Origin of the sequence: Neotamlana sedimentorum, from assembly GCF_000943565.1 — a bacterium.
In the GTDB taxonomy this organism is placed as follows: domain Bacteria; phylum Bacteroidota; class Bacteroidia; order Flavobacteriales; family Flavobacteriaceae; genus Neotamlana; species Neotamlana sedimentorum.
Window position 1 is genome coordinate 88,714 of record NZ_JTDW01000006.1, and the last position, 21,681, is coordinate 110,394.

Genomic DNA, 21,681 nt, shown 5'->3' on the forward strand with positions numbered 1-21,681 from the left:
AAATGTCTGATAATAAAGTCCAAATTTTTGATACTACCCTAAGAGACGGCGAACAAGTCCCTGGCTGTAAATTGAATACAGAACAGAAATTAGTTATTGCCGAACAACTAGATAATTTAGGTGTAGACATTATTGAAGCTGGTTTTCCAGTATCAAGTCCTGGTGACTTCAAATCTGTTGAAGAAATATCTAAACTTGTAAAAAATGCTACAGTTTGTGGTTTAACCAGATCTGTTGAAAACGATATAAAAGTTGCTGCTGAAGCTTTAAAATATGCCAAAACACCAAGAATCCATACAGGAATAGGCACATCGGAATCTCATATTAAATTTAAATTCAAATCTAATCAAGATGATATTATTGAGCGTGCTGTTAAAGCAGTAAGTTATGCAAAATCGTTTGTAGAAGATGTTGAATTTTACGCTGAAGATGCAGGACGAACAGATAATGCCTATTTAGCACGTGTTTGTGAAGCTGTAATTAAAGCTGGTGCAACCGTATTAAATATTCCTGACACAACCGGTTATTGCTTACCTAGCGAGTATGGTGCCAAAATAAAGTATTTAAAAGAAAACGTAAAAGGTATAGATAAAGCTATTTTATCTTGCCATTGCCATAACGACTTAGGGCTAGCTACAGCAAACTCTATTGAAGGTGTTATTAATGGGGCTCGCCAAATTGAATGTACTATAAATGGTATTGGTGAACGCGCAGGAAATACTGCTTTAGAAGAAGTAGTAATGATTTTAAGACAACACCCTCACTTAAATTTAGATACTAACATAAATTCTGAAATGCTTTACGGCTTAAGCCAATTAGTATCAGATAGTATGGGTATTTACACCCAGCCAAATAAAGCAATTGTTGGTGCAAATGCGTTTGCCCATAGCTCAGGAATACATCAAGATGGTGTTATTAAAAATCGTGAAACTTACGAAATTATAGATCCTAAAGATGTTGGTGTTACAGAATCTGCTATTGTTTTAACTGCAAGAAGTGGTCGTGCTGCTTTGGCGTATCGTGCTAAAAATGTGGGTTATGAATTAACAAAGCTTCAATTAGATGAAATTTACGCAAGCTTCTTAGAATTCGCTGATAAGAAAAAGGAAATTGACGATAACGACATTCATAAAATAATAGAAAGCAGCAGATTATATAAAGAAATTACATCGGCGTAATAAAAGTTTGATTTAAAAACCTTACTTTTAAGTAAACTTTACACGCTGTAAGTTTCTAATACCCCTAAAAAATGAAGTTAAACATAGCTGTTTTACCAGGTGATGGCATTGGTCCGGAGGTTACAGCGCAAGCCGTTAAAGTTTTAAAGGCTATTGCTATAAATTTCGATCATGTATTTACCTTTTCTAATGCATTAGTTGGCGCTAGTGCCATTGAAAAATTTAACGATCCATTACCTGAAGCAACTATTGAAACTTGCAAAAATGCAGATGCTATTTTGTTTGGTGCCATTGGAAAAACATCTTACGACTTAGATCCATATGCAAAAATAAGACCTGAACAAGGTTTGCTTCGTTTGCGTAAAATACTAGATTTACACACTAATATTCGCCCTGTAATTGCTTACGATGATTTATTAATTAAATCCTCGCTTAAAAAAACTCAAATTAAAGGCACAAATATTTTAATTTACAGAGAGTTAACTAGCGGTATTTATTTTGGCGATAAACATTTAAGTGAAGATAACAATACGGCAAGCGATGTATGTAAATATACACGCGAAGAAATTGAACGTGTAGCACACTCAGCATTTAAAGCCGCACAAAGTAGAAAACGAAAACTTACTTTAGTTGATAAAGCCAATGTTTTAGAAAGTTCAAGACTTTGGCGCCGTGTAGTACAAGAATTGGCTACGCAATACTCAAACGTAGAGGTGAACTATACGTATATTGATAATGCTGCAATGGAACTTATTATAAACCCAAAACAATTTGATGTTATTTTAACTGAAAATATGTTTGGCGATATATTATCTGAGGAAGCAAGTGTTATAGTAGGTTCAATTGGTTTATTAGCCTCTGCTTCTATTGGCGATAATCATGTTATGTTCGAACCTATTCATGGTGCTTATACCAAGGCTACTAATAAAGGCATTGCTAACCCAATAGCATCTATTTTATCTGCAGCCATGTTGTTAGAACATTTTGGTTTAGATGATGAAGCATCACTAGTTAGAGATGCTGTAGAAAAATCGTTAACATTACACATAACAACCCCAGATTTAAATAACAAGTATGACAATATTACCACCACCAAGGTTGGCGATTTTATTGAAGATTTTATCAATAATCCAGATGAGACCAACTTAAATTTTACCAACATCCATTTGGGTCAATCTACAATTATATAATTTTGGTGTAGTTAAAATTATGTAGGTTTCTCCTAAAAAAACAAAAAGCACATTTTAAAATGTGCTTTTTTTATTTATTCTGTTTTTATTTTTTACTGCGGGAACTTCGCCGCTATTTTATCTAAACACAAATTATGAATACTACCTTCATGCGTGTGTTTTTTTGATGTATCGGGTTTATACGTTCCGTTTTGAACTTCGCCACCTATTTTTTGATAAGCCTCTCTAAAACTCATACCATCAACCACCAAAGTATTTATATTATCTACCGTGAAAAGGTATTTGTATTTATCATCGTTTAAATCGATATCTTTTACAATGATTTGTTGAATGGAATAATTAAAAATATCTAAAATACTTTTTAACTCCTCGAAAGCAGCAATCATATTTTCTTTTATTAACTGAAAATCTCTGTGATAACCACTAGGTAAATTATTAGTAATTAAAATCATTTCGGTTTGAAGCGCTTGTATTTTATTACATTTTCCTCGAATTAACTCAAAAACATCCGGGTTCTTTTTATGAGGCATAATGCTACTTCCAGTAGTTAATTCATCTGGAAAAGAGATGAAATTAAAATTCTGACTCATATACAAACACACATCCATAGCAAAACGCGATAAGGTATTGGCTAAACTACCTAAAGCAACAGCAATGGTACGCTCATTTTTTCCACGTCCCATTTGTGCAGCAACCACATTGTATTTTAAGGTAGAAAACTGCATTTCTTTGGTAGTTAACGTTCTATCTATAGGGAAAGAACTACCATAACCTGCAGCAGAACCTAACGGATTTTGATCTACTGTTTTTATGGCGGCATTTAAAATATACACATCATCAATCATAAGTTCTGCGTAAGCAGAAAACCATAACCCGAAGGATGATGGCATTGCAACTTGTAAATGTGTGTAACCAGGTAACAATTTTTCTTTATAATTATCAGCTTGAGCTAAAAGTGTATCGAAAAGTGTTTTTGTTTTAGTTTTAATTTCTGCAAGGTTATCTTTATAATACAAATGGCAAGCCACTAAAACTTGATCGTTTCTAGAACGGGCTGTGTGTATTTTTTTTCCAACTTCACCTAACATTTTGGTAAGCTCGAATTCTATTTTAGAATGCACATCTTCAAACTGCTCATCGATAACAAACGTGCCATTTTCAATTTGTTTTTCAAGTGTTTTTAACCCGCCTAATAAATCAATTAATTCTTCAGCCGAAATAATGCCAATCTTTTGCAACATTTTAGCATGAGCGCGCGATGCAATAACATCGTATTTTGCAATATGAATATCAATTTCTCGATCGTTTCCAACGGTAAATTGCTCTATTTTTTTATCTATCGATATACCTTTATCCCAGAGTTTCATTTTTTAACTTTTTTTGTCATTCCTGCAATAGCGGGAACTATTTTATTTTATTACTCAAAACCCTTCGACTGCGCTCAGGGTGACAATCCTTTTTATTTTGGTGCTTCGCATTTAGATAAAAGAATCATATTATAACTGTATTAGTCTTGATTCTCGATTCTATTTTCTCGGTTCGTTTAAAGCACTTTTTCTAATAATTCAATATATATTTTTACACCTTCTTCAATTTCATTTAAATAAATAAACTCATCGGCAGAATGCGAACGTGTACTATCACCAGGACCGAGCTTTAAACTCGGACAGCTTAATACCGCTTGATCGGATAATGTTGGCGAACCATAGGTTTCTCTCCCCATAGCTATTCCAGCTTTAACCAAGTCGTGATCCACAGGAATAGATGACGAATTTAACCTTAAACTTCGTGGTGTAATACTTGTTACCGGCGCTTCATTTTGTAGAATTTCTGCAATTTCGGCATTACTATAAGCATCGTTTACACGAACATCTATCACTAATTTTAAATCGGCAGGAACCGCATTATGCTGCTTTCCGGCACTAATTTGACTAACCGTTAGCTTCACATCCCCTAAAGCTTCAGAACCTTTATCGAATTTATAATCTTTAAACCATTGTAAGGTTTCAATAGACTTATAAATAACATTATCGTTGTTTGGATGTGCTGCATGACTTGGAGTTCCTGTTAACACAGCATCAAAAACTACCAAGCCTTTTTCGGCAACGGCTAAATTCATTAAAGTAGGTTCGCCAACTATGGCCACATCTACTTTTGGTATTACAGACAACATACTGTTAAGCCCATTTGGACCGCTGCTTTCTTCTTCCGCGGAAGCGACAATTACTAAGTTATATTTTAAATTTTCTTTATTGTAAAAATAAGCAAACGTTGCCAGCAAAGACACTAAGCAACCTCCAGCGTCATTACTTCCTAAACCGAATAATTTTCCATCTTCTACAATGGCTTTAAGCGGATCTTTGGTATAAGCAGAATTTGGCTTAACCGTATCGTGATGCGAGTTTAACAACAAGGTTGGTTTGCCTTTGGCAAAGTGTTTGTTTACCGCCCAAACATTGTTTTTTGTACGTTTATAATCTATGTTATGTTGTTTAAACCAAGCTTCAATATGTAACGCGGTTTCGTTCTCTTCGGAAGAAAATGATTGCGTTTCTATCAAGTTTTTTAGTAACGTGATAGCCTCGTTGGTTAATTGCTCAATCATATATATAAGGTTGAAAATTTTTGATCTCTATTTGTAATAACCGATGGATTACCAATGATTACTCTTGAAACACCTTCTTGCAACGCGTAATAACAATTTTCGAGTTTAGGAAGCATGCCACCGGCAAATTTTCCTTGAATTTTTAAGGTTTCGTAGGTTCCTGAATCCATATAATCGATTACAGAATTATCGTCATCAACATCTAATAGCACGCCGTTTTTTTCGAAACAATAAATTAATTCGGTTTTATAATGTCTTGATAATGCTATAGCAACTTCTGAAGCAATCGTATCGGCATTGGTGTTTAGCAATTGTCCGTTTTGGTCGTGTGAAATAGCACAAAACACTGGTGTAATATCGTTATCTATTAACACTTGCATGGCTTTGGTATTCACTTTTTTTACATCGCCAACATAACCATAATCTATTTTTTTAACAGGACGCTTTACAGAAACAATAGTGTTTCCATCGGCACCCGAAAAACCAATAGCGTTACAATTGTAAGCTTGCAACTTTGCTATAATGTTTTTGTTTATTTTACCTGCATAAACCATAGAAATAATATCTAAAGTAGCTGCATCTGTAATGCGACGCCCGTCTACCATATTTACTGGCACCTGCATATCTTGAGCTAGTTTTGTTGCTAATTTTCCGCCGCCATGAACCAAAACTTTTAGCCCTTCAAGCGAAGCAAATTGCGATAAAAATTTCTCTAATGCCGCTTCGTTATCTATAACGTTGCCTCCTACTTTTACTATTTTTATTGTTTCCATTTAAGCTGAACTTGATATTTGGTTCTTAATTATTGTTTCATTGGATTCTGAAACAAGTTCAGAATGACAAAAATTTATTTACTTTAAATAATATCCCAAAACAACGTTTCTACTACGCTCAACGTGACAGTTCAGGATAACAAAACTATAAGTTTTGTAATATTTTCTTAAGAGCTAATTGCGCTGCAAATGTTCTGTTATTAGCTTGTTGAATTACAATTGAATTCTCAGAATCTAACACGGCATCTTCTACAATTACATTTCGCCTTACTGGTAAGCAGTGCATAAATTTAGCATCGCCTAATTTTTCTTTAGTAATAATCCAATTAGCATCGGTATTGGTTACTTTACCATAATCTTCAAACGAACTCCAGTTTTTTACATATACAAAATCGGCATCTTTAAATGCTTCTTCTTGGTTATGAATTATTGGCGTGTCTTTGGTTATTTCTGGACTTAAATTATAGCCTTCAGGATTAGTTATCACGAAATCTACATCCATTTTTTGCATAGCTTGAGTAAAACTATTTGCTACAGCATGCGGCAATGCCTTTATATGTGGCGCCCAACTTAAAACCACTTTGGGCTTTGTTTTTTTAGAAAATTCTGAAATAGTTATCGCATCTGTTAAAGCTTGCAGCGGGTGTCCTGTGGCACTTTCCATGTTTACAATGGGCACCGAAGCGTACTTTTTAAAGGCCTCTAAAACTTGTTCGCTTTCGTCTTTTACTTTATCGGTTAAAGTTGGAAATGCTCTTACGGCAATAATATCGCAATATTGAGATACTACCGCTGCGGCTTCCTTAATATGTTCGGCAGTATTACCGTTCATAACCGTACCGTCTTCAAACTCTAAACCCCAAGCATCTCCAGAAACATTCATTACAATAGGATTCATTCCTAAATTTAAAGCTGCCTTTTGCGTACTTAAGCGCGTGCGTAAACTAGAATTGAAGAACAACAAACCTAAAGTTTTGTTTTTTCCTAAATCTATATGTTTTAACGGCATTAGCTTGAGCGCTTTAGCTTCTTCAATCCAAGAATCGATGTTATCGATATCGTTTATTGATGTGTAATGTTTCATCTTTTTATTTAATTAAAAACCTACAAGACATTAATGATCTTGCAGGCTGCATATTTCTTTATTTTACTTTTGTAAATGGCACTTTATTTTCAATGGCATTTTTTATAAAATTATCTTCAAGACCATTTACAATCCAAGTTTCTATATTTGATTGTTTCGCAACCGATGCCGCTTCTATTTTAGATTGCATACCACCGCTACCGTGTGATGATTTAGAATTTACAACTTCGTTTTTTAAATCTTCAAAATCATTAACCAAAGCAATAGTTTCTGGCGTTCCGTTTTCCATAGAAGCTTTTGTATAAATACCGTTTGTATTTGTTGCGATTATAAACAAATCGGCTTCAATTAACGAGGCTGTTAAAGCACCTAATTTATCGTTATCGCCAAATTTAATTTCGTCGGTAGCAACTGTATCATTTTCATTTATAATAGGAATGTAATTATTGTTTACCAACACATTAATGGTGTTTACAATATTTACTTTGCTTTCTTGTTTTTCGAAATCGGAATAGGACAGTAAACATTGCGACGTTAGTAAACCATATTCTCTAAATATTTCTTGATAAATACGAATTAAATGCGGCTGACCGATAGAAGCTAACGCCTGTTTTACAAAAACATCTTCTTGTTTACTTTCTAACTTTACAAATTGCTTTGCTACAGCAATAGCCCCAGAACTTACAATTACAAACTCGTAATCTTTTTGAAGTGTTGCTATTTGATTTGCTAAATCTTCAATTTTTCCACGCGATAAATTATCGGTTTCTTTGGTAAGCGTGTTAGACCCTATTTTTAGTAAAATGCGTTTCTTTTTTCCCATTTTTACGTTTACGTATTGCACTTCGACTGCGCTCAGTGTGATATACTTCGTATTACAGTTACTCCTTTTAATTTAACGTGTTTGTCCAGTACCGTGAACGTACCATTTATTGGTTACTAAATGCTGTAAACCAATTGGTCCGCGTTGGTGTAATTTATCTGTACTAATAGCTAATTCGCCACCTAAACCTAATTGTCCGCCATCGGTAAATCGTGTTGAAGCATTGTGATACACCGCTGCTGTATCAACATTTTCCATAAAGGTTTTGGCTTCACTTTCGTTTTTAGTGATGATAGATGAAGAATGCCCGCCAGAGTATTTGTTTATCATAGCAATAGCTGCTTCATTATTCGCAATTTCACCTATTAAAATTTTATAATCTAAAAATTCTTCATGCCAAATATCATCAGAAGTAATTTCTTCTAAATTATTAGCTTTTGCAATATTATAATCACCTAAAACTTTAATTTTTGATTCGTTTAATTTTGAAATTAATTGCGTTACAAATTCGTTTTTATTAGGCAGGTTTTCATCAATGAAAACTTTATCAACTGCGTTACATGCCGAAATTTTAGATTTTCCGTTAAGGATAACATCAATAGCTATATCTAAATCGGCTTCCTTATGAACATACACAAAATTATTACCACGACCACTAACAATAACAGGGCAACGTGCGTGTTCTTTTGTAAATGCAATTAAACGTTCGCCACCACGAGGTACAATTAAATCGAGTTGTTGCGTTGGGTTTTCTAAAAAGGCTTGAGTTTCTGTTCTGTTAAACTGAAGGTACTCTACCCAATCGGTTGACGCTTCATTTTCTTCTAAAGCTTGGTGCCATAACTCAACAATTTTTAAGTTAGAGCGTAAGGATTCTTTACCGCCTTTTAGTAAAATTTTGTTACCCGATTTAAATGCAATTCCAGCAGCTTCAACCGTTACATCTGGACGCGATTCGTAAATAATTAAAACCGTACCAAACGATGCCGTTTTATTATAAATTTGCATGCCGTTTTCGTGCTTAAAGCTAAAGCGCTCAACCCCAACCGGATCATCTTGCGATGCTAAATGCTTCGCCGATTTAATCATTTCATCAACCTTGGCATCATTCACTTTTAAACGATCGAACATTGAAATATCGTCGCCTTTGTAAGCTTCACAATCGGTTTTATTAATGTTAATAATTTCTTGCCTTTCTTCTTCTAAAAGTTCTGCCATTCGTAATAAAACGGCGTTTCTTTTTTCAATAGATAGTAAGGTGTTCATTGTGTTTTCTTTTTTATAGTTTGCCATAGTGTACTATTTTTTAAATGTAATAGCGACTTGGTCTTTATAATGTTTTGTTAAACTTTAAAGCACTTCTTTTAAAGCTTTAAAAAAGACATCAATTTGTGCCTTAGTTATATTTAAAGGCGGCAAAATTCGAAGTAATTTTTTATTCGAAGCACCACCAGTAAAAATATGATATTCGTAAATCAATTTTTTTCTTAATTCGCCTACTTCAAAATCGAATTCTAAACCAAGCATTAATCCGCGACCTTTAATATTCTTTATCTCCGGAATGGTTTTAGCTTCCGAAATAAAATACTCAGAAATGTCATTTACATTAGCAATTAACACTTCTTCTTCAATAGTATTTAAAACAGATAATCCTGCAGCGCAAGCCAAGTGATTTCCGCCAAAAGTAGTACCTAACATACCGAATTTTGCCTCAATATCTGGGTGAATTAAAACGCCACCAATTGGGAAACCGTTACCCATACCTTTAGCTATCGAAATAATATCTGGAGTAACATTGTAATGCTGAAACGCAAAGAATTTACCAGAACGCCCGTAGCCCGATTGAACCTCATCGGCAATAAACATGGTGTTATTAGCTTTACACAAAGCAAATACTTGCTCGTAAAAATCTGCAGTGGCTTGATCTAAACCACCAACACCTTGAATAAACTCAATAATAACAGCGCAAACATCACCTTTTTCAAGTTCTGCTTTTACGCCTAAAATATCGTTAAGCTCTAAAATAGTTACCTTTTGTTGGGCATTAATTGGCGCAATAATATTTTTATTATCGGTAGCTGCAACCGCCGCCGATGTACGTCCGTGAAATCCATTTTTAAAAGCAACAACACGCTCTTTTCCTGTTTTAAACGAAGCCAATTTTAAAGCATTTTCGTTTGCTTCGGCTCCAGAATTACATAAAAACAAGTTGTAACCTTTGCAACCAGATAAATCTTCAATTTTATTTGCTAATTCAACCTGCAATGGGTTTTGAATTGCGTTAGAATAAAACCCAAGTTTATTAACCTGCTCTGTAATGGCTTTTGTATAATTAGGGTGTGCATGACCAATAGAAATTACTGCATGACCACCGTATAAATCTAAATATTCTGTTCCGTTATCGTCGTAAACATAAGCGCCTTTTCCAGACACTGGTGTTACGTTGTATAAGGGATACACATCAAATAATGGCATTTCTTTGTTCTTTTAGTTATTTGTTTTTTGTTGTTGGTTATCGGTTATTAACCAAAACCTACTAACTGTTTTTTAGGTGATTAATTTTTTCGAAAGAAGCCACAATACCTTGTATTAAAGCCGAACTTAAACCTTGGTGTTCCATAGCGTTTAAGCCCTCAATAGTACAACCACTTGGTGTGGTAACTCTATCTATTTCTTGTTCTGGGTGTTTGCCAGATTCCAGTAATAAACTCGCCGATCCGAAACAGGTTTGCACTGCAAGTTCGTGAGCTTCTTCGGCCTCAAAACCTAACTGAATGGCACCTTGAGTTGTAGCACGAATAAGTCGCATCCAGAAAGCAATACCACTCGCACAAATTACAGTTGCTGCTTGTATTTGCTCTTCAGGAATTACCATAGTTGCACCTAATTGGTTAAATATTTTTTTAGCCAATTCAATTTTATCCTCGCCTTTATCATTCGCAGCTAAACAGGTCATAGATTTCCCAATAGAAATCGCCGTATTTGGCATAACACGGATAATATTTTTATCGGCTCCAATAAGGCTTTCAATTTTAGAAATTTCAAATCCAGCAGCAACCGACATGATTACATGATGCTTTTTAATACACTTGGCAACACTTTCCATCACACCTTCAATATGCCTTGGTTGTAATGCAAAAATTACAACATCCGAATTTTTAACAGCCTCAGCATTATCGCTAGTAATAGTTACATAATCTTCCTTATAAAAAGCTTGAACTGCTGCCGTATTTTTATCGCTTAAATAAAGCGATGTAAACGATTTGTTTTTAATTAGTCCCTTTGCTATGGAACTTCCTAAATTACCCGTTCCAATAATGGCTATTTTCATAATTTTTAAAAATTTATTTTATGGCGTTACCCACAAGGGGTCGCGCTTTCCGCTATATCTTTTTTATTGGTTCTCGATACATTTTGCTAATACTTCACAAAACACTCGAACTGACATAAAAAAGGATGCCGCTGCAATCGCTAACGCACCACTGTTATGTGACACTGAAACACTGAAACAAGTTCAGCATAACAACATGCCTAAAAATACGTTCCTTTTAAATGTAAACCAGTGGTTTCTTCTAAGCCAAACATTAAATTCATGTTTTGCACTGCTTGTCCAGAAGCACCTTTTAACAAATTATCAATAATACTTGTTATTAATAATTTACCTTCATGTTTATGTAAATGCACCAAACATTTATTCGTGTTTACAACTTGTTTCAAGTGTAAAAAATCGTCACTTATAAAAGTAAACTTAGCGCTATCATAAAAATTTTGATACAAGTTTTTAGCATCATCAACCGATCCTTCAAACTTTGTATAAAGTGTTGCAAAAATACCTCTAGAAAAATTGCCTCGGTTAGGCATAAAATTAATTTCTGAAGCAAAATTATCTTGCAATTGCTTAACCGACTGATTAATTTCTCCTAAATGCTGATGCGTAAACGGTTTGTAATACGAAAAGTTATTATCACGCCACGTATAATGCGTCGTTGCAGACAACGAAGTTCCTGCGCCTGTTGCACCAGTTACAGCATTAATATGCACATCGTTTTGTAAAAAATTAGCATCGGCAAGTGGCAATAAACCTAATTGAATTGCTGTTGCAAAACAACCTGGATTTGCAATATAGTTAGCTCCTTCAATAGCCGTTTTATTTAATTCTGGCAAACCGTAAACAAAGGTTTTACCTTCAAAAACCTTATCGGCTTCTAATCTAAAATCGTTACCTAAATCAATAATTTTAGTGTTTTCAGAAAATGTATGATTCGATAAAAACTTAACCGAATTACCATGACCTAAACATAAAAACAACACATCTACATTCGTATTTACAGTATCGGTAAACACACGGTTTAAACTTCCAACTAAGTCTTGATGAATTTTACTTATTTGGTTTCCAGCATTACTGGTGCTGTAAACAAAATCTATTTCGGCATTCGGGTGATTAATTAACAATCTTATTAATTCACCAGCTGTATAACCGGCGCCACCTATAATTCCTACTTTAATATTTTTCATTGTAAATTAACTTTTCTTTATAAATACCGACATGAGACTTCGACTACGCTCTGTCTGACATATTCAGCATGATAAAAAAATTACGAGTTTACCTGTTGGTAAATTTTATTTTGGTTACCAACTATTTTAATAAATCCTTTGGCTTCATCTGCAGTCCATCCTTTATTTTCTTCGCCGTAGCTTCCAAATTTAGCACTCATTAAATCGTGTTTCGAATTAATACCGTCTAAAGAAAAATGATATGGCTTTAAAGTAACCGTTACATCGCCCGAAACTTTATCTTGGCTACTTTGTAAAAAAGCTTCCATATCACGCATAACAGGATCTAAATATTGTCCTTCGTGTAAATGCATACCATAAAAATTTGACAAATAATCTTTATGTTGTAATTGCCATTTTGTAAGCGTATGTTTTTCTAATAAATGATGTGCTTTTACAGTAATTAAAGCTGCAGCAGCTTCAAAACCAACGCGACCTTTTATACCTACAATAGTATCGCCTACGTGAATATCTCTACCTATAGCATAAGCCGAAGCTATGGTATTTAATTTTTCAATATTTACTTCAGGAGCATTTGCTTCACCGTTTAAAGCTACAAATTCACCTTTCTCGAAAGTTAAAGTTACTTTTTCTTCACCTTCTTTTTGTAATTGCGACGGATAAGCTTCACTTGGTAATGGTTTTTCAGATGTTAAGGTTTCTGCACCACCTACACTAGTTCCCCAAAGTCCTTTATTAACCGAATATTGGGCTTTTTCCCAAGACATATCAATTCCATTTGCCTTTAAATACTCAATCTCTTCTTGTCTTGATAATTTTTTATCTCTAATAGGTGTAATAATTTTTATACCTGGTGCTAAGGTTTGAAAAATCATATCGAAACGCACTTGGTCGTTTCCTGCTCCAGTACTACCGTGAGCAATATATTCTGCATCTATACTTTTTGCGTATTCTATAATTTCAATAGCTTGAATAATACGCTCTGCACTTACCGATAACGGATAAGTATTATTTTTTAACACATTACCAAATATTAAATACTTAACCACTTTGTTATAAAATGTTGGTACAGCATCAATATTTTTATAAGTGGTAACCCCCATTTTATAGGCGTTTTCTTCAATTTTATTAACTTCTTCTGTTGTAAAACCACCAGTATTAACACTAACGGCATGTACTTCGTATTCTTTTGATAGACTTACGGCACAATACGATGTATCTAAACCACCACTGTAGGCTATTACTAATTTTTTCATGTGTTTATTTTTATTGTTTTTTTGATATTTATAATATCTGAATAATTTATTTTACTAAATGAATTTTTAAAAGCTGAATACACTTTTTACTCTACTATTTTAGTTTTAAGAATTTTATTAAACTGACCAATTTTAGACTCAAAATAAGCATTAACATAATACTTATATTTAAGCTCATCTCTTAATTTTCCTAACTTTTCTAAAACCTCAATTAAAACTGGAGACAAATCTTTTAAAGTTATATATTTCATTCCTAACAACTCATTATTATGATGCACTGTTGCGCCTTGAGCAATTGAAATAAGAAAGTTTTTATTAAAATGCTTTGTTAATAAATCCATTAACAACAAACCCAGATTATTATTACGATATTGCTCGTGAACCCAAAGCGAAGAACGTTCGTAAACCGAAAATTTACCAACTACGTGTTTGTGCGCAAAGATATGACCAAAAATTTCACCATCTTTGACTATAAGATAGCAACCATTTTTTAAACGATCTAGCAACATACCCACGTTAGCATGATACATAGCTGCTTGATTTTTAGTTCTTTCTGAAATAATTTGCAGCTGCGCATGAGTAATGTCGTGCGTGAATACAACCTGTAAGCCTTGTAACTCACAATAGGCTTTAGCTTCTTCAATAATAATATTTTTTTCAACGTCCAATACGGTTTCCATTTTCAGTAATAATTAAACCTGGTGCAAAATGCACGTTAATGAAAATAAAAGCTTTTAACTTTTAAAATTTTACTCTAAATAATAACGAAAATTGAAAGCAGCGAATGCTTTCTTAAACAGAATAGCCCCTAGGGGCGTGTATGTGGAAAACGCACAACAATTGCCCTAGTAGTTTCTACTAGAACATAAGAGATAAGAGATATGTTGTTTCCTGTTTTCACTGAATAACTATCTTTACTATTAACTCTAAATCGTCGGCGTAAGCCCCTTTCGTTAATATGAGTGGCAAATGTACAATTAATTATGAATTACGCAACTAAATAATTTAAAAATAAGCAGATTTTAAATTAACTTAAATATGAATTAATAAATTCTTAATACAGTATCATTTCCGCTTTAAAATTTCTAGAAATTAAGTAGAGCCGCTTACACTTTTATAGAAAAAGCCCCTAAAATTATTAACACACAAATTTTTTGAGGCTTTAATCAATTCGACAACTAATCTAAATTGATATAAATATTATTTTTTAAGCTCGAAATTTCTTCTAGAAACCTCGTTTTCAGTTGGAAAATCAATTGGTATTTCGGTTTGAGAAACTTTACCAGTTGCAGCCCATTCGGCGCCACGTTTTAGCAAGGTAATAAACCCAACACACTCAAAGGCTTCTACGTCGTGCCCTAAAGGGGTATGAAAAACGCGTCCCTTACCATAATTTACAACCATTACCACAGGTTCTTTTTGTTCCAACTCAGGTTTCTTTTTTGTAGAAACAGCCGTTGCTAGAATATCAACATTATTCGCTGGCCCTCTTAAAAAAGCATAACACTCATCTGAGGCATGCATCCAAACTTTAGGCATACCTTGCGTAATTGGATGTTCAGTATTATAAATAGTTATTGGGAAAGCCTCCCCTTTTCCATGTGTACCACCTTTACCTGGGCTGTAATCTCTTTTTACTTTATTATCCTTATCTACATATAAATATGGGCCATCTTTTTCGGTTCTTCCTCCCCAACCACCAATGGCAATCATTTCGTTGTAGGCTTTCCATTTAGGAAAACTATTATCGGCAGCGTGAACACTTATAAAACCGCCTCCATTTTTCACATAAGCTTCAAAAGCCTGTTTTGTTTCTTCTGGCCATGATGCTGCTTGCCAACCAAAATTGGAAATCACCACATCGTATTTTTTAAATTTTGGCTTAAAATCTGGATCTGTTTTAGGTTTTCCTTCTACACCATCGGGAACTCGTTTTGCATAACCCAACCAATCTTTAAATCGCTCGCTTTTATTTAAATATTTTGTTCTTGCAATATCGACCTTAAACAAACCTGTTTCTTCTAAATATTGCTTCATCATAATGGTAGATTTTGGCCAAACATTATGGTTGTTTTGCCCATCTACAATTAGAACTTTAATTTTTCTTTTCCCCTCGTTCGCGCTAAACATATTTGTAAATAAACATATTGCAAACAGCGTGAAAACAACTTTTTTTATCATTTTTTATATTTCTTAATTTAATTCTCTTACCCAAATATTTCTATAACTAACACCACTATTATCTCTATGATCTTGCAACATAATTGGCGCTTTGCCATGAGGTTTGTTTTTAGGCCAACCAATAAATTCGGTGGTTCCTTTTATTTCAACATGATCTTGAATTAAAACCCCATTATGTAAAACAGTAATAGTGCCTGCCTTGGTTTTATTACCGACCTTATTAAACTTTGGAGCATGATAAATAATATCGTAAACATTCCAGTCTCCAGTTTTTGAAGATGCTTTCGCCAACGGAATAGCTTGCTTATAAATAGCACCTACTTGCCCGTTTACATAGGTATCGTTATCATTATTATCCAGTACCTGAACCTCATACCTATTTTGAATAAAAACACCACTATTACCTCGGTGTTGTCCATTTCCTCTGATGTCTTTTGGTGATTTCCATTCTATATGTAATTGTATATCGCCAAAATTTCGTTTGGTTTGTATATTGCCAGTTTTATCTTTTACTGTCATGCTTTTATCGGAATTCAAAATCCATTTTACTGCAGTTGAATCTTTAGACGACACCCATTCATTAAAATTTTCACCATTAAAAAGCACGATAGCATCCGATGGGATTCGTGTAACCTCATCAACAGATACGACTTTGGGTTTAGGCTCCCAAACTTCGGTCGCTTTTGGTTTTGTAGGTTCTTTAGCATCGACTTGACAAAACCCATCAACCGAAAACCATAGAATACTCCATAAAAAAAGCAGCAAACGCTTCATATAAATCACTTAAATCCCTAAAACACTTTTTAAATAATCTTCGTCAATATCTCCACCTGCAAAATCATCAAAACTACGTGTTGCTGCTTCAATAATATGCTTTTGAATAAACGGTGCACCTTCTCTGGCTCCTTGTTCAGACGATTTTATACAACATTCCCATTCCATAACTGCCCAAACATCGCAATTATACTTTGTTAGTTTAGTAAAAATGCCTTTAAAATCTACTTGTCCGTCGCCTAAACTTCTAAAACGTCCTGCTCGATCTTTCCAATCGGCATAACCGCCATAAACACCTTGTTTTCCACTAGGATTAAACTCAGCATCCTTAACATGAAACGCCTTAATGCGCTCGTGGTAATAATCTATAAACGTTAAATAATCGAGTTGTTGCAGCACAAAATGACTGGGGTCGTATAAAATATTAGCTCTAGTATGGTTGTTGGTAGCTTCTAAAAAACGCTCGAAGGTAATGCCGTCGTGTAAATCTTCACCTGGATGTAATTCGTAACACACATCAACGCCATGCTCGTCAAAATGATTTAAAATAGGCAACCATCGGTTAGCTAATTCTTTAAATCCTAACTCCACTAATCCCGCGGGGCGCTGTGGCCACGGATACACCGTTTGCCATAATAAAGCCCCAGAAAAACTAGCGTGCGATTTTAAGCCTAATCGTCCGCTTGCAGTACCACATTTTTTCACAAAATCGATAGCCCATTCGGTTCTAGCTTTAGGATTTCCTTGCACCTGCTTTGGCGCAAAACCGTCAAACATGGTATCGTATGCTGGATGCACTGCTACCAACTGCCCTTGTAAATGCGTAGATAATTCGGTTATTTCCAGTCCGTACGACTGTACTTTCCCCTTCAATTCATCGCAATAGATTTGGCTTTCGGCAGCTTTTTCAATATCGATTAAACTGGCTTCCCAAGTAGGAATTTGTATGCCTTTGTAACCCAAATCTGCCGCCCATTTACACATGCCATCTAAACTATTAAACGGTGCTTCGCTTCCTGCAAATTGTGCTAAAAAAACAGCAGGTCCTTTTATTGTATTCATGTTTTTATATTTTTTATTTTAGCGTTACCGCAGGGGTCGGGCTTTGCGCTATATCTTTTTTATTGGTTCTCGATACATTTTGCTCATACTTCACAAAACAATCGAACTGACATAAAAAAGGATGCCGCTTCAATCCCTAACGCGGGCAATTCTACCAACTATTTGTTTATGTTAATTTACTTTTTCCCAAGCCGCATTATTCTTATCACTTTCAACAGCCGCATAAATAAATTGCATACCGCGAACCCCATCTTTAGCTGTTGGATAATCTGGTTTTTTAATAGTTTCACCATTTAAAACCGCCATTAAATGCGTAGCAAAATTTTTGTAAATGGTTGCAAAAGCTTCTAAATAACCTTCTGGATGTCCAGCAGGAATTCGTGAAACGCTTAAAGCTTCATCATATAAATTATTACCATTTGGCGTGTAAATTTTCACAGGCTCTTCCAACCAATGTGTAATTAATTGGTTTGGATTTTCTTGATGCCATTCCAAACTTCCTTTATCGCCATACACTTTAATGGCCAAGTTATTTTCTTCACCCAAAGCAATTTGCGAAAAAGACATCGTTCCTTTTGCACCATTTTCCATACGAAGTAATACATTACCATCATCATCGAGTGTTCGGCCCGCACCAAAAACCCCTAAATCGGCAGCTAATTCATCAATTTTAAGTCCGGTAATATATTCTACTAAATTTTCGGCATGCGTACCAATATCGCCTAAAGCACCACCAATACCAGATCGTTTCGGGTCTACACGCCAAGAGGCTTGCTTCTGTCCTGTTTGCTCAACAGCTGTAGATAGCCAACCTTGTAAATACTGTACTTGAACTTTTCTAATATTACCAATATCACCATGATCGACCAAGGCTTTAGCTTGCTTAACCATTGGATGACCGGTATAATTATGTGTTAAAGCAAAAAGCTTTCCTGTTTTTTCTACTATTTTTTCTAGTTCAATAGCTTCATCTAAAGTAAGCGTCATTGGTTTATCGCTTACCACATGAAAACCATTTTCTAAAGCCATTTTAGCTGGTGGAAAATGCATATGATTTGGCGTTACAATAGACACAAAGTCCATGCGCTCGCCTTCGGGAAGTTCTTTTTCTTTTAAAATCATGTCTTCAAAACTGGCATAGCATCTATCTTCAGGAAGAAACAACGCTTTCCCTGAGCTAATCGATTTTTCGGCCGTACTACTAAACGCACCACAAACTAACTCGATCATGCCATCAATTCCGGAAGCTTTTCGGTGAACATCGCCAATAAATGAGCCTGTTCCTCCGCCTATCATTCCCATTCTTAATTTTCTATTCATGTTAACTTTATGCTTTTTGTTTTCTTTTATTCATATAAATATTCAACCCAAAAAATGCCACAATTAAAATTGCTGGTAAAATAGACATGGTTCGCAAGGCTTCGACAGCACTAGCATTATCCATTAAACTTCCCATTATTGGTAAAACCAACGATACCGAAAACATGCCAGCGCCACCCATTATAGACAGCCCAAGAGCTCCGGTTTCTGGTAAATATTCTGCCACAAAACTTATCATGGTTGGCCAAAAGAAAGTAACACCAATTGCAAATACTGCTGCAGCTACAAAGGTCATTCCGCCACTTGATATGGTTAATAGCCACAAGCCAATAAATGTAAATATTGCCGAGTACAACAACATACCCGATGGTTTTAATTTGTGTGCTACCGGACCTGCAAACAAACGTCCTAAAGCCATGATACCGTTAATAAAAGCGAGTACTAATAATGGCACTGCTACCGATTCTTTTAAAAGTGATTCAATGCGTTGCGTAGTTCCTAACTCTGATGCTGCTGTTAAAAACATACAAAACACCATAAAAATAAACAGCGGTTTTCCTAAACTTGAAAACATTTGTTTATTAGTAATTCCCATTTGCACACGCTCGGTTACTGGAAAATTTTGTCCTAAGAACATTACTCCGTAGATAATTACCGGAATAAATAATGTTGCAACCATAACTTGCCAGTTTAAACCGAAAACGTCCATAACTAGCCAACCTACAATCGAGCCAATTACAATACCTCCAGGAAACCAAACATGAAAACGGTTTAACATTTTTGTTTTTTCTGTGGAATACATCGATGCTATTAACGGGTTTAATGCCGCTTCAACCATACCATTTCCTATACCTACAAATAATGTTGCCAGAAATAAGGAAGTCATAGAATCTGCCATTATAGTCCATACAATGCCTATGCAATGTGCTATAAACGCCATCCAAGTAATTTTTTTAATACCTAAAAAATCTACTAATGGCCCTCCAAAAATCATGGCTAAAGTAAAACCAAAAAAGGCCGGAGTAAAGGCATATCCTATTTGTTCAAGTGTAAGTCCAACACCTTCTGGCCCAAATACAGTTTCTAATCTGGCACGAATAGCAAACGTCATTGCTGTAGTAATTAAAGCTAAACAACTTGCCAAAAAGAGTCGGCTTTTGTTAATTTTTTTCATAAATATTTAATTTAGTTGGTAAAATTTATATCTATATAATTTTTAATTGGAGTGGTATTACCAATATATATTTAAAAAATTCTAAGATATCCCTGTGAAATTAAATAATTTAAACTAAAAAACTGTGTGTAATAATTCAATGAAATAATTTAAACAAGCAAAAAATTAAGAAAGCTGTAAATTGTTTTCGGTATGTTTTAAACGGTATTCGTTAGGTGAACACTTTTCGTATTTTTTAAACACAGTAGCAAAGTATTGGCTTGTTGCAAAACCACTCATATAAGACACTTCGGCTATAGACAAGTCTGCATTTTCTATTAAAAGTTGTTTAGACAACCCTAAACGCTTCATGGTTAAATAACGCATAGGCGTTAAATTGGTAAGCTGTTTACAATGAAAGGTAAAACGCGTAACCCCAACCCCAGCCGATTGTGCCATATCTTCGATAGTCCAATTTTCCGAAAGGTTTTTATCGAGTTCTTTAAGAAAGAATTTCACACTTCTAGAACTATCGGTAAGCGATTCGTCCAGCTCTATTTTTTCGGCATTCATTACATCAAGCAGTAGAATTAATAAATGATTTATAAGCAGACGAATTCTAGAAGCGCTACTGCCATTTACATCGTTATTAACCGCTTTATTAATACGTAAAAAACAATCTCGAATACTTGAGTTAGTCTTTAAAATAGACTTTTTATTTTGTCTTAAAATAGTTGTAAGTCGGTTTAAATCTTTTGGAGTAAGCGTAATCCAATCTGGCCATACCCAATCTTGATGCGGACGTCGCACTCCTAAATCGATAATTACCCAATAAAACTTACCCATTCCAATATGCGGGTTCCCAACTTTATGAGCTTCCCATGGGCGGGTAATGGTGAGGTAATTAGGCTCTAGAATTACTTCTTTACCTTCTTGAGCATAAGGCATAGTACCCGATTCAAGAAAATGAAATTCAATACCTTCATTCCTATGCCAATCTAAACCCCAATCTTGCGGCTCGTTAGCATCCCAATAACCAACACTATTTAAACCAATAGTGTTTTCATCTAATTCATCTCCGGGATAACTTAATCTTGAAAGTGCTTTAAATGTTATTTTTTTTCGCTTAGCAGCATCAATTAATGGCAAACACGTATCGGCGTGATAAACAATACCATCGGCCTCATAAGTTTGTATACAATGTGTTTTAATTTCCACTGAAAGATTTTAAACATTCAGTGCAAAATAGCCATTTAAATATTAAGAAACAAAATCTTAACATTTAGGTAACCATCCAATAAACATCAAACTCATTTAGTTTGTTTTAGCAAAACAACCAATGCAAACGCCGCAATAAACACACCTAAAAATTCTCTGGAACCTTCCAGATATGGTTTTTCGTAAACCATTTCGCCAAAAATTTCATTTTTATTTTCGGTTTGCAACCAATCTATTACACTAGAAAAATAAAAACTACCATAAACAATCAACCCAACTATAACCAAACCTATAAACCACTTTGGGTATTTATAAAAATTTGCAAATAAAAACAATAGCGCTACAAACCCATAAATTATAATCCATAACACAGGATCGGGGTCGTTTATTTGCAGTAAGGTAAATACAATAAATATTGCAAAGCATATAAAGTTCACTCCTTTTTGCATTGTACTAAGTCTAGTTTTCATAAAAGTATTTCTTGTTATTAGTTATAGTCAAATTATCTTCAAATTTACAAAACACATCATTCAAACCTTTAAAGTATTA

Annotated in this window: 20 protein-coding genes; 2 read left to right on the top strand and 18 right to left on the bottom strand. The window is 34.6% G+C overall.

Going from position 1 to position 21,681, the window contains the following annotated elements; all coding sequences use genetic code 11:
- Positions 1–2: 2 nt before the first annotated feature.
- Together PW52_RS09955 and leuB are read left to right on the top strand one after the other, a co-directional pair.
- Positions 3–1,178, top strand: a complete 1,176-nt coding sequence (locus tag PW52_RS09955; RefSeq protein ID WP_082050890.1) for a 2-isopropylmalate synthase — start codon at positions 3–5, stop codon at positions 1,176–1,178.
- Between the two features lie 71 nt (positions 1,179–1,249).
- On the top strand, positions 1,250–2,368 hold the full coding sequence (leuB, locus tag PW52_RS09960) for a 3-isopropylmalate dehydrogenase (RefSeq protein WP_044632799.1): 1,119 nt from the start codon (positions 1,250–1,252) through the stop codon (positions 2,366–2,368).
- Between the two features lie 92 nt (positions 2,369–2,460).
- Here the strand turns inward: leuB and argH are convergent, their stop codons facing one another.
- The 18 genes from argH to PW52_RS17160 all read right to left on the bottom strand — a co-directional run bounded on the left by argH (position 2,461) and on the right by PW52_RS17160 (position 21,602).
- Entirely contained in the window at positions 2,461–3,735 is a 1,275-nt protein-coding gene (gene argH / locus PW52_RS09965; RefSeq protein WP_044632800.1) for an argininosuccinate lyase, read from the bottom strand.
- A gap of 176 nt (positions 3,736–3,911) precedes the next feature.
- A complete protein-coding gene (locus tag PW52_RS09970) occupies positions 3,912–4,973 on the bottom strand; it encodes a M20 family metallo-hydrolase (protein WP_044632801.1) in 1,062 nt (353 codons plus the stop codon).
- Positions 4,970–5,746, bottom strand: a complete 777-nt coding sequence (gene argB, locus PW52_RS09975; protein ID WP_044632802.1) for an acetylglutamate kinase — start codon at positions 5,744–5,746, stop codon at positions 4,970–4,972. The genes PW52_RS09970 and argB overlap by 4 nt, the downstream gene beginning before the upstream one ends.
- A 145-nt stretch (positions 5,747–5,891) precedes the next feature.
- Positions 5,892–6,830, bottom strand: coding sequence for an N-acetylornithine carbamoyltransferase (locus tag PW52_RS09980; RefSeq protein WP_044632803.1), 939 nt, complete (start codon positions 6,828–6,830; stop codon positions 5,892–5,894).
- A 58-nt stretch (positions 6,831–6,888) separates the two neighbouring features.
- Positions 6,889–7,653, bottom strand: a complete 765-nt coding sequence (gene proB / locus PW52_RS09985; RefSeq protein WP_044632804.1) for a glutamate 5-kinase — start codon at positions 7,651–7,653, stop codon at positions 6,889–6,891.
- 72 nt (positions 7,654–7,725) lie between these two features.
- Positions 7,726–8,919: a glutamate-5-semialdehyde dehydrogenase gene (locus PW52_RS09990; protein ID WP_044632921.1), complete on the bottom strand. Its 1,194-nt coding sequence runs from the start codon at positions 8,917–8,919 to the stop codon at positions 7,726–7,728.
- 84 nt (positions 8,920–9,003) lie between these two features.
- Positions 9,004–10,128, bottom strand: a complete 1,125-nt coding sequence (locus PW52_RS09995; protein ID WP_044632805.1) for an aspartate aminotransferase family protein — start codon at positions 10,126–10,128, stop codon at positions 9,004–9,006.
- Between the two features lie 61 nt (positions 10,129–10,189).
- Positions 10,190–10,984, bottom strand: coding sequence for a pyrroline-5-carboxylate reductase (proC, locus tag PW52_RS10000; RefSeq protein WP_044632806.1), 795 nt, complete (start codon positions 10,982–10,984; stop codon positions 10,190–10,192).
- A gap of 200 nt (positions 10,985–11,184) precedes the next feature.
- A complete protein-coding gene (argC, locus tag PW52_RS10005) occupies positions 11,185–12,168 on the bottom strand; it encodes an N-acetyl-gamma-glutamyl-phosphate reductase (protein ID WP_044632807.1) in 984 nt (327 codons plus the stop codon).
- Positions 12,169–12,248: 80 nt separating this feature from the next.
- Positions 12,249–13,424, bottom strand: a complete 1,176-nt coding sequence (locus tag PW52_RS10010; protein WP_044632808.1) for an argininosuccinate synthase — start codon at positions 13,422–13,424, stop codon at positions 12,249–12,251.
- 86 nt (positions 13,425–13,510) lie between these two features.
- A complete protein-coding gene (locus PW52_RS10015; RefSeq protein ID WP_044632809.1) occupies positions 13,511–14,104 on the bottom strand; it encodes a GNAT family N-acetyltransferase in 594 nt (197 codons plus the stop codon).
- Positions 14,105–14,624: 520 nt separating this feature from the next.
- On the bottom strand, positions 14,625–15,605 hold the full coding sequence (locus tag PW52_RS10020; protein ID WP_044632810.1) for a ThuA domain-containing protein: 981 nt from the start codon (positions 15,603–15,605) through the stop codon (positions 14,625–14,627).
- Between the two features lie 12 nt (positions 15,606–15,617).
- Positions 15,618–16,379, bottom strand: a complete 762-nt coding sequence (locus PW52_RS10025) for a 3-keto-disaccharide hydrolase (protein WP_044632811.1) — start codon at positions 16,377–16,379, stop codon at positions 15,618–15,620.
- A 9-nt stretch (positions 16,380–16,388) separates the two neighbouring features.
- Entirely contained in the window at positions 16,389–17,441 is a 1,053-nt protein-coding gene (locus PW52_RS10030; protein ID WP_044632812.1) for a sugar phosphate isomerase/epimerase family protein, read from the bottom strand.
- 171 nt (positions 17,442–17,612) lie between these two features.
- Positions 17,613–18,761 carry a Gfo/Idh/MocA family protein gene (locus tag PW52_RS10035; protein WP_044632813.1) on the bottom strand — a complete coding sequence of 383 codons (1,149 nt, stop codon included), beginning with the start codon at positions 18,759–18,761 and terminating at the stop codon, positions 17,613–17,615.
- Between the two features lie 7 nt (positions 18,762–18,768).
- On the bottom strand, positions 18,769–19,935 hold the full coding sequence (locus PW52_RS10040; RefSeq protein ID WP_044632814.1) for an MFS transporter: 1,167 nt from the start codon (positions 19,933–19,935) through the stop codon (positions 18,769–18,771).
- A 165-nt stretch (positions 19,936–20,100) separates the two neighbouring features.
- Positions 20,101–21,132, bottom strand: coding sequence for an AraC family transcriptional regulator (locus PW52_RS10045; RefSeq protein WP_044632815.1), 1,032 nt, complete (start codon positions 21,130–21,132; stop codon positions 20,101–20,103).
- A 92-nt stretch (positions 21,133–21,224) separates the two neighbouring features.
- Complete coding sequence (locus tag PW52_RS17160; RefSeq protein ID WP_052823454.1) at positions 21,225–21,602, bottom strand: transmembrane 220 family protein; 378 nt, start codon at positions 21,600–21,602, stop codon at positions 21,225–21,227.
- Between the last annotated feature and the right edge of the window lie 79 nt (positions 21,603–21,681).

Bases quoted from the DNA above. Each gene is read 5' to 3' on its own strand.
- PW52_RS09955 (WP_082050890.1), top strand. From the start codon at position 3: ATGTCTGATAATAAAGTCCAAATTTTTGATACTACCCTAAGAGACGGC.
- leuB (WP_044632799.1), top strand. From the start codon at position 1,250: ATGAAGTTAAACATAGCTGTTTTACCAGGTGATGGCATTGGTCCGGAG.
- argH (WP_044632800.1), bottom strand. From the start codon at position 3,735: ATGAAACTCTGGGATAAAGGTATATCGATAGATAAAAAAATAGAGCAA.
- PW52_RS09970 (WP_044632801.1), bottom strand. From the start codon at position 4,973: ATGATTGAGCAATTAACCAACGAGGCTATCACGTTACTAAAAAACTTG.
- argB (WP_044632802.1), bottom strand. From the start codon at position 5,746: ATGGAAACAATAAAAATAGTAAAAGTAGGAGGCAACGTTATAGATAAC.
- PW52_RS09980 (WP_044632803.1), bottom strand. From the start codon at position 6,830: ATGAAACATTACACATCAATAAACGATATCGATAACATCGATTCTTGG.
- proB (WP_044632804.1), bottom strand. From the start codon at position 7,653: ATGGGAAAAAAGAAACGCATTTTACTAAAAATAGGGTCTAACACGCTT.
- PW52_RS09990 (WP_044632921.1), bottom strand. From the start codon at position 8,919: ATGAACACCTTACTATCTATTGAAAAAAGAAACGCCGTTTTATTACGA.
- PW52_RS09995 (WP_044632805.1), bottom strand. From the start codon at position 10,128: ATGCCATTATTTGATGTGTATCCCTTATACAACGTAACACCAGTGTCT.
- proC (WP_044632806.1), bottom strand. From the start codon at position 10,984: ATGAAAATAGCCATTATTGGAACGGGTAATTTAGGAAGTTCCATAGCA.
- argC (WP_044632807.1), bottom strand. From the start codon at position 12,168: ATGAAAAATATTAAAGTAGGAATTATAGGTGGCGCCGGTTATACAGCT.
- PW52_RS10010 (WP_044632808.1), bottom strand. From the start codon at position 13,424: ATGAAAAAATTAGTAATAGCCTACAGTGGTGGTTTAGATACATCGTAT.
- PW52_RS10015 (WP_044632809.1), bottom strand. From the start codon at position 14,104: ATGGAAACCGTATTGGACGTTGAAAAAAATATTATTATTGAAGAAGCT.
- PW52_RS10020 (WP_044632810.1), bottom strand. From the start codon at position 15,605: ATGATAAAAAAAGTTGTTTTCACGCTGTTTGCAATATGTTTATTTACA.
- PW52_RS10025 (WP_044632811.1), bottom strand. From the start codon at position 16,379: ATGAAGCGTTTGCTGCTTTTTTTATGGAGTATTCTATGGTTTTCGGTT.
- PW52_RS10030 (WP_044632812.1), bottom strand. From the start codon at position 17,441: ATGAATACAATAAAAGGACCTGCTGTTTTTTTAGCACAATTTGCAGGA.
- PW52_RS10035 (WP_044632813.1), bottom strand. From the start codon at position 18,761: ATGAATAGAAAATTAAGAATGGGAATGATAGGCGGAGGAACAGGCTCA.
- PW52_RS10040 (WP_044632814.1), bottom strand. From the start codon at position 19,935: ATGAAAAAAATTAACAAAAGCCGACTCTTTTTGGCAAGTTGTTTAGCT.
- PW52_RS17160 (WP_052823454.1), bottom strand. From the start codon at position 21,602: ATGAAAACTAGACTTAGTACAATGCAAAAAGGAGTGAACTTTATATGC.